Annotated in this window: 6 protein-coding genes; 3 read left to right on the top strand and 3 right to left on the bottom strand. The window is 35.3% G+C overall.

Annotated elements, in window-relative coordinates; translation table 11 throughout:
* Positions 1-158 precede the first annotated feature (158 nt).
* Entirely contained in the window at positions 159-773 is a 615-nt protein-coding gene (blaOXA, locus tag F607_RS31155; protein ID WP_268967651.1) for a class D beta-lactamase, read from the bottom strand.
* A gap of 979 nt (positions 774-1,752) precedes the next feature.
* Between blaOXA and F607_RS0122140 the strand changes: the two genes are divergently transcribed.
* The 3 genes from F607_RS0122140 to F607_RS0122130 all read left to right on the top strand — a co-directional run bounded on the left by F607_RS0122140 (position 1,753) and on the right by F607_RS0122130 (position 6,007).
* Positions 1,753-3,195, top strand: coding sequence for a S8 family peptidase (locus F607_RS0122140; RefSeq protein ID WP_027709817.1), 1,443 nt, complete (start codon positions 1,753-1,755; stop codon positions 3,193-3,195).
* Between the two features lie 56 nt (positions 3,196-3,251).
* Positions 3,252-4,643 carry a S8/S53 family peptidase gene (locus tag F607_RS0122135; protein WP_027709816.1) on the top strand — a complete coding sequence of 464 codons (1,392 nt, stop codon included), beginning with the start codon at positions 3,252-3,254 and terminating at the stop codon, positions 4,641-4,643.
* Between the two features lie 554 nt (positions 4,644-5,197).
* A complete protein-coding gene (locus F607_RS0122130; RefSeq protein WP_027709815.1) occupies positions 5,198-6,007 on the top strand; it encodes a hypothetical protein in 810 nt (269 codons plus the stop codon).
* 195 nt (positions 6,008-6,202) lie between these two features.
* On the opposite strand, the gene F607_RS34290 is transcribed toward F607_RS0122130, so the two are convergent.
* Complete coding sequence (locus tag F607_RS34290) at positions 6,203-6,346, bottom strand: hypothetical protein (protein ID WP_157365563.1); 144 nt, start codon at positions 6,344-6,346, stop codon at positions 6,203-6,205.
* A partial coding sequence (locus F607_RS34890; RefSeq protein WP_038292059.1) for a hypothetical protein occupies positions 6,339-9,202 on the bottom strand: 2,864 nt, incomplete at its 5' end. The genes F607_RS34890 and F607_RS34290, both read right to left, overlap by 8 nt.

Here is a 9,202-nt window from a genome sequence, read left to right as displayed (position 1 = left end):
GATTCGAAACTGGAAAGCCGCGCTCAATCGATTTATGATTGAGTTTGAAGATAGACTTAGACCCTATATTTAAAACTGGGCGGATACACAGAAATATTTACAGGGTCGATTGTGAAGGGTAAACTACAATCATTAAGTTTATAAGGAGTTGTTAAGGGCTATAAAATATTTTTAGCTTGTAATGTTTCAACAACAATTTTCTTTCTAATTGGCGCTTGTTTAATATCAGGCATATCAATGTTTAATGCAAATAACCAAGGGCCCGATTTAGTATCTACAAAGCCAACAAACCAACCAATTTTTTGAGACCAGCCTGTTTTTGCATATAATGTATAGTTATCATTACTATCCTGAATCATTATATGTTTAAGTGCTGTTATATCTTTCTTAGCATATGGAAGTTCTTCCTCATAAACTTTGCGTATAAAGTCAATCTGTTGTAGCGCAGATATCTTTAGGTCACCATCAAGCCAAAAACGTTGTACATCAGGTCCAGTTTTACCATTTCCATAATTTATCTGTGTAAAGTGCTTAAAATAGCGTGCATTACCTACCTTACTGGCAATTTGCTGATAACACCATACGCATGAAAAACCAAAAGCTGATTTTAGTGTCTGATCTTTATTCCAAGCCTCCCAGCCTTTGTCTTTTCCATCCCACTTAAAAATAACTTTATCAGTAATTACCCCCTCATCGAGAGCAATCAATGTATTCAAAATTTTAAATGTTGATGCCGGTACAAATCCTTGGCGACTTCTTTTCTTATTATAGATAATTTTTTTTGGTCATCTAAAGAGGAAACAACTATCGTACCATTAACATGATATTTACTAAATATATTTCTTATCATTGCATCATCATCTGCTAGACAAGATAGCGGGACTAGCAAAAACGATATCAAAGCCTTTGTAAATAAACGCATTTCATCCTCACATGTTAGTTATATTGATTTAACAACTTTTCTCACATCTCAAATAAAGTTCGTGGAGCACTTATTGGTAACGGTATATTTCAATATTATGGCCTTATAACAAACATGTATAGCGAAGAAAAATGATAAATTATGACGAAAGATGGCAAAACAAAAATTCGCGCCAAAAATAGCACCCTTATCAATAAAAGCTGTACCAAATCAAAACTTTTTATTTTTCTATGCAAAAATCCTTTTCCAATAATATGGAGGCTATAAAAGAATGCTACCTGATAAGTTTTTCAGCCTACCAGTAAATGCTTTCCTACTAAACCAAAAGCATTCAAAGATGCAGAACCCGAATAAACAATGAATAACTTAACAAAAAAAGATCTCAACTACAGAACTCTACAATAACAAATTTTTACAACCCCAAATAGCATTAACACTATTCAAGCTTTTGTGGAAGCTTGGACAAACCACAATAAGCCAGAAGTAAAATAATGTAACAAAGACATAATGCTTTCTTTCCTTCATTTCAAGCACTGGGCATTCACAGCACACAATGATACATCTTAATACAAATTAACAAATTAGAAGGTAATTTAACTATATATTTATAGATATTGATAACTTTTCAAACACATATCACTCCTTATTCAAATAAAACTAAAAACTATTCAAAAAAAATTCATTTACAACAAACCTATAACACGAACCAAATCTCATATATTATTTTTTTTGTTTTCAAATTCCTGTCAATTTTGTTTTCATAGATACATAAAAACTTCAGAAATTTTAACGGCTATTAATTATTTCAAATAGACAATAAAGGACTCATTATGAAAAGCATCAAGTTAACAACGATGAGCTTAGCACTATTAACAAGCTCATCCCTTATCATGGCAAATGAGAGTTTTATCACAAAAGACAGCTCTGCAACCGCAATGGACCAAAGCATCAAAATAGCCAATTCTAGTACTGATTCAAATCTCTCAATAGATCTATTAAAAAAACTTTCTACTCTAGACAATAACCAAAAGATCGTAGTTATTATTACCATCCAGGCTGAATCAGCAAACTCTGCTAAAGGTTTACTCGATCAGTATGCAGTTGCTTATCAAAGTCTTCTCGAAGTACCTACTGCACCTGGCTCAACCAAAAAAATAGCAAGTGTAGAATTATCAAAAGTTAATATTTTAAAACTCAAGAAAATTAATAGTATTGAATCAGTTTCACTTCCAGCTCAAACATCAACTAACAGTTCACTATCAAATCATAATTTTCAAAGTTTCAGAAAAAATCATACTCGATTTACAGAAAGAGAAAATGATGGCGTTCATTTTAAAACTGATTTCACAGGAAAAGGTGTAACCATTGCGGTAATTGATAGCGGAATAAATTCGGATCATCCCCAACTAAAAAATAATGTTATTGCTCATTACTGTTTTTCTTCATATCTAGATCAAGGTACTACTAATAAAACTTGCCCAGATAACTACCAAGGGCAAAATAATTTAGACTCACATGGTACTCATGTTGCTGGCATCATTGGCGCTCAACCATTAAAAGGTGGTGCACCTGTAGGTGTAGCTCCAAATGTGAAACTGGTAAACATGAGAGTTACACATTCTGGAGGTGTAAGTGGTGATTTTATTACTGCTTTATCAACACTTAATTCCGATCCAAAATTATCCCGTGTCAAAATAGTTAATATGAGTATGTATATAAGTTTATCTAAATACTCTGGAAAGTGTGACTCTCGTTTACAAGATAATGACGAAAAAACAATTAAAGGATGGATAGATTATCTTACAGAAGTTAAAGGAGTACAATTTATAGCAGCAGCTGGAAATGATTCATTAGAAGGATATGAAAGCTTTCCTGCGTGTTTAGAAAATGTTATTTCAGTATCTAATAATCATCACAAGAATTACACATCTGAGGATGAAACATTTTTTGAAAAGAACACACTAGTCCACGACTCAAACATATCTTCAGAAACAACCATAGCAGCACCAGGGCATAAAATCTCGTCAACAAATAACTTTTTTAAAGAAAATGATTTAACTACTTATGCAGTATCCCTATCAGGAACATCAATGGCTGCCCCGGCTGTCAGTGCCTGCATAGCTCTGATGCTAGAGAAAAAGCCTGACCTTACTCCCCGTCTAGCAAAAGAAATTTTAACTCGCTCTACAGCCTTTCAAGCACGAAGACAAAATGATCATGATTACTCTGTACCGGTTCTAGATTGTGAAAGTGCATTATTTTTGACATTTTAAAAAAACCTTAAATTATTTTAACTTAAATCTAATCACGAAAAACCAATGGAATTATCATGAATAAAATAATTAAAACCACTCTTTTTTCTGCCTGTATGATAGGGAGTTTTTCTTGCTTCGCTATAACAAAAGATGAAATAAGACAATTACCAGGCGCAGATAAATTAACAGACAAAATTGTTGGCGACATTTCAGGCAGCATTGACGCTACTGACGAATTATTCAAAGTGATAGTTGAATATAATAGCAGTAATGAAGACAAAGATTCTCTAGCTTTAATCAGCAAATTCTTCAATCATAAAATATTAAAACAATCCAACAACATTATTACAGTAGAAGCTTTTACAAAACTTGAAACAATAAAAAAATCAATAAAACATAGTGCATTTTCCAAAATAGATGCACCTTATTCTGGAAGAGGATTAAATATATCTGTACTTGACTCCGGAGTTATAAATCATAAATCACTAAAGCATGTAATAAATAACAGATACTGTCGTTATGAATCACAGATTTATCAAAATGGCAAGTGGGAAGATCCTACATGCTCAAAAGATCCAAAAATCATTAAATCTATTACACACGGAATTGATGCACCCGATGACGATTGGGGTAGAGGTACAGCAATTTCCAGTATTTTATTTTCAAGAATGTATGAATCTTTAAGCAATGATTTGTATGGTGAAGCATCACGGTCTCGGCCTTTCATTGGAGATATTGTAAATACTGCTCGTACAACAACTCCTCAAGTCGATATGAAGTCCTATGAAATTGAGATGATTGGACTTGCCAAATTGGATAAAAATATCTTATCAGAAACTATTATTTACGTTCCCCCAATATATAATGATATTGTTTATGATAAAGCAGACTGTTCATCAACTCCAAGTGTATTAAATAGAAATACAACAGTTGGCATTATATCAGATTCGATCAACAAACTGATAAATAGGGGCGCAATTGTTGTCACATCAACAGGTGACAATGGTTATACTGGAAAAGTACAATTTCCAGCCTGCTTGCCACAAGTAATTTCAGTTACTGGCTATTTAACTAATGACCTTATCCATAAAAGTCCAACGAAAGTATCTACACACTTTACTGTTCCACAAACAATTTTGGTTGTAGATAAGGATATAAAAGATACTATTTATTCTGTACAAAATGTAAGTCATTTAACTACTATAGCTGCACCAGTGATTAGAAAAGCACTTAATATAGCTTCGCCCAACAAGTCAACTGATATTGTCAGCTCGAATATCGCAGCAGCTCAGGTAGTAGGCTGTATCGCTAAAATGAAAGAGAAAAGCCCTACCTTAAACCAAGAAGCCGTTAAACGTTATTTACAAGCAACCAGCTCAGGCTATGTTCATAAAGAGGGTGATACTGACAACTATGTACCTAAAATGGACTGTGATGCTGCACTAGAAGCTGTACCAGAGGCTTAATTAAAAAAATAGCTGTAATAACAAAAAATTATAAATACAATCAGCAGGGTTAAGACCTATATAGCCTCTTAGGCAGAGGCTTTTTTTTCTCATTACTGTTTTACCACTCTTATTTATAAAGCAAAACATCACAACTAATTCAACCATAATTCAAAGACAACATTCATTTAAAAAACCAAAACATAGCACATTTAGTTATATCCAGTTTTATATATATTGCAATAATAATATCTAATACCAATTACACAAGCTCAAAAATTAGAACAACGGCTAAATTAAACTCCTCCCTCCCACATCCAAAGACATGTAGAATCAACGGATTTAGACTAATATGTGATATTTTAACAAATTTGTATCAAACGCGTTACAAAAATAATTGTGACTTATACCAACTTTTTATTACCACCCTCTTTTGATAATTATTTTTGAATATAAAATACCCTATCAAATAAAACACCAAAGTTAAAAATATTGAAAAGGAGCAAAACAATAAAAAAACCAAAACTCTTAATACTTAATATTTTCTACAAATTAACGAATATAAGGAATTAGTCATGAAAATAAAAAAACTTGCAATTCAATCATCATTATTAATTGCTACCACTTTATCTTTTTCAGTAATTTCACACGCTGAAACTTGTACCGATTCTCAGTCAAAGTCTGGTTCTGGTTATGTCTCTTCTTCATCCTCAGCCCGAATGGTTGATGGAAAGTGTGTAAAAGGTTCTACCAATTCTGAAAACTCCACATATAGATCAAGAAGTACTTTTAAAAGCTCATTCAATGATGGCTGGAGTAATAGTTTTTGGAATGGAGAAAACCAGCCCAAAAAAGTAAATCAATATCGTACACGCCGTTCTAGTAGTTTTGAAAACAACTGGGGTAGTAATTGGGAAAGCAACTGGGGTAGCAATTGGGAAAGCTCATTTCCTAAACAAACTCAAATGTCATCACGGTTCGACAAAGTTTGCGATCAAATAAAAGTAGACAATGAAATTACTGGCTGGTCATACAATGGACAAGATATTATACAAGTGCTCTCAGCAACAGAGAACATGCTATGTCCTAACGAAGGCAAATACCAGTTCGAAACACCAGCACTTTATGCTAGCGGTGGGGAAATAGTTAAAGTATTACCTGAAGGAAAAACTTACAGCATCAAGGTTATTTACCAAGGTGATAACTTATATGTTGAAGATGGTAATGCTAATCAGCTTCAAAAAACACAGATGGGTCAGTACAGTAAATCAAGGAACGGTAAAAACACAAAAGTTACAACTGCCACCTATAAATCTACTGGTGGGAAAGTAAGAATTTATGGTGATGCTAATACTATAATTCTCCACAAACTCGAAGTTAAATAAGAATTGAAAGCAAGTTACTAATCCAATATTAAAGCGTTACTTAACCTCTAACGGCACTTTTGTGCCGTTTTTTTTGTTTGGGTAAAATTACTTTGTGCTAAATAAAGTTAATTAAACTTGAAAAGCTTTTTTCCCTCGGTTTATTTAATTCAGATAAAGCTAATAAAGCATACTCAACAAGAATCTGGCATACTGTTATTCCACAGGCGTGACAGATATTTCAATATGAGGTAGTTTATAAAAAACCTTTTTTTCAGTTCCACCAGTAATTTTATCAAAATTTAAATTAAAGTCTTTAACAATATTATTTATCATATGCCTAAAAGGAGACTCACTCATTAATTAAGTTACTTCCATGAACCTCAGCGGAAGATGTAAAGCTGACATCGTGATGCTCTGAAGACCTAGCTTCTGAGCGGTTACTAGTATCTTTAATACTATCAAAAGCATAAACTTTTATATGTGCTGTATTTTCAGAGGATTTAACTATCGAATTAATTTTATTTACATTACCTGTATTTGTAAAAATCACTTTAATTTCATTAGCAAGCACCCCATTTTTAATTCCAATCTCTTGATCAATTGGTTTAAGTCTTGATCTATCTGCTATTTCAAAACCAAATACAACAGGAAAGTCATTCGTCACTAAATTTTTTTGGGTTATTGATAAGCTATTCCATCGAGCTAAGCGTCCTTTTAATAGCTTTAATTTACCAGGGACTGTCTTCAAAAACTCAGGCATTTCTTTTGCCTGCTCTTCTGGTTGTAATGATAAAAAGTCCGTACCTAAAGAGTTACTTTCAGCGTAATCTGAGAGTACTTTTTCATTTGAAGCTATTTTTTCTTGTGTTTCTTCAAAGCTCCACGAACTGTTATTCGTCGTTGCATAATCATAGGCCTCTCCGAAATCATTTAAGCTGACTGAAGAAATATGCTCTCTATTCAGTGCATTAGGGTGCAGTGCATTACCTGCTTCACCATTAAAGGGGTAAAGCTCTTTAATTAGTAGCTGGCCCATTGGTAGCAAAGCTCCCTTGTCTTCACCTGTCTGGGCTGTAAATGCTAATAAAGTAGAAGATCTTGCACCATGAAAGTATTCGGCTCCATTTGCATAGTTAATAATTAAACCTCGATTGAAGCGAGTTCCATTGCGACTAGCAATTAACTGATCATCCAAATTTATACGTGGAAGACTTAACCCTGGCCGTTTTTTCTTTAATGGGCCACCGCCATCTAAACCTGCTTTTTCAACCCTAATTACCTGTTTAGTATCAGCATCTAACGTAATAACATAAGGATGAGCCTGTGTTTCAGTACTTGTAGCGTCTACACTATATACCTCGTAGACTTCACCTACCGTGTCTGTTTTTTTACGAGCAGCGTAAAACTTTCCATTATTTACATAAATAAACTTAGGATCATTCTGATTTGTTGAGTTATATGGATAAATACCCTCACCGATAACAGATTCATTTAGCAGAGAGATCTCACTGACATCTGTTGTAGATAAATCTTCAATGCCATTGATACGACTTTTATCAATATTCACAAATTCGAGTTTTACGGGTAAATGTTGGTTGTCAAACGAGATATCAAACTTTGAGTCAAACCAATCACCATATGGAAAGCGCGCATATGCTTTACCTTGATAGAGCATAACTTCCAATTTTTTATTATCTTTAGTGATGTTCAGTTTTTTAGCGCGATAAGTCGTTTCTGATTGTGGAGTATTCCAAATTTGATTAAGAATACTTTGCTCATTATCTGGTACCCTGTTCTCTAACACAATGGGTACTGGCCGACTCATATCAATCTTCAAAGAAGTGCGCTGAGAGATTTTTTGTGTCCCACTGAGGATTAAATTTCTGATAGCTGAAGATTTTCGTGAAAGTCTATCTCCAACCCCTGTAGCTTCCATCGTATCGGCCGCGGCTTCAATAATGGCCCCAATACCCTCAAGTACCTCACTGGGGTTATCCGCATTGGCAATGGTGACCCCACCGACACCGACGCCCCCAGCAATCACAGAAAAATCTAAGACTTTGGACAAGTGACCGGACGTGCCCACCCCTAAAATAGCGGCCGCTGTTGCAGCAAAGTCATACCAGTACCTTAAATCTTCAGCAAATTGCTCATTGCGTTGTTTGTATTGGCTATCGATATCCGCCCGTGTCGCTTTAAAAAATTGATCGGCCATCGCTCTGCCATAGGATATATTACCGATGGGTAACAGTTTGAGCTGGTCGGCTTTTTCCCTGCGCCAATGTGAAAGATCAAAATTATATGTCTTTTTGAGAGACCACCAACCCGACTCATCGAGTATTAAATACGCTTCAAAGTTACTGTTATAGTATGGATACACATCACCTTTATGCTTAGCAGAAGCCCGGCCGCCATGATTGGTGAGCCAGTTTTTATACCATGTTATGGCTTCTTCTTTACTCGTAAACCCACCCCGAAATCCATTTAAAGGTCCCCCGGCAAAATACCAAAGAAAAACCCCCGAGGCTTCGTCCACTACAAGCACGTGATTTTTGGATGTGATGGTGGGTATATGCCCTGTACTTTTTACCCCATTCAGATTAAAGGGAGCATAGCCTTTGGCAGGAAGATGTGGAATAAACGCAGTGACATTTTGATTACCATTAAGCAGTTGGTTGATCGTTGATATTTCGACTGAAGATAACTCGCCCGCTTCGTTGTTTACATTAGTAGAACGATAGGCCAATGCCGCGGCATATTGGAGTTGCTCCTTATACGATTGGCTTAGGAGGTCTGTCGACTCCGCCCTTATTTGGGCAGTAATCATGTACGCCCAATCGGAAGCATCAACCGTCTGATTTCTGAGCACGCGAAAAAAAGCGTGTGTCGCCTCAGCACTCAATGGAATTGATTTGTGATCAACATGCCATGTTTTGATATCACTTAAATCAGCTACCGCTTTTCCATGGCCTTGTCTTTTATGACGACGCTCGTCTGCCACTGAGCCGTTAATGGTCTTCCACTCAATATAATTGAACGGCGGTAAGCCTTTGGGTAGTCCGTAACGTTGTTCCCAGTGTATTTTTGCGAAGTCAATGAGGTGATGGTCTTCGATCTTAATATCCATTGTATCTTTGATGGCTTGTTCAACGACAGGAAGATCAGGCCAGTCAGGATGGCCGGCAATCCGTTGACCCTGACTGTCTAAAAGTA

The organism is Zooshikella ganghwensis DSM 15267 (assembly GCF_000428585.1).
Lineage (GTDB): Bacteria > Pseudomonadota > Gammaproteobacteria > Pseudomonadales > Zooshikellaceae > Zooshikella > Zooshikella ganghwensis.
The sequence above is the reverse complement of the archived record's forward strand: the minus strand, read 5'-3'. Positions and strand labels throughout refer to the sequence as shown.

Coding starts and splice junctions, on each gene's coding strand:
- F607_RS34290 (WP_157365563.1), bottom strand. CDS start 6,346: ATGAGTGAGTCTCCTTTTAGGCATATGATAAATAATATTGTTAAAGAC.
- F607_RS0122135 (WP_027709816.1), top strand. CDS start 3,252: ATGAATAAAATAATTAAAACCACTCTTTTTTCTGCCTGTATGATAGGG.
- F607_RS0122130 (WP_027709815.1), top strand. CDS start 5,198: ATGAAAATAAAAAAACTTGCAATTCAATCATCATTATTAATTGCTACC.
- F607_RS0122140 (WP_027709817.1), top strand. CDS start 1,753: ATGAAAAGCATCAAGTTAACAACGATGAGCTTAGCACTATTAACAAGC.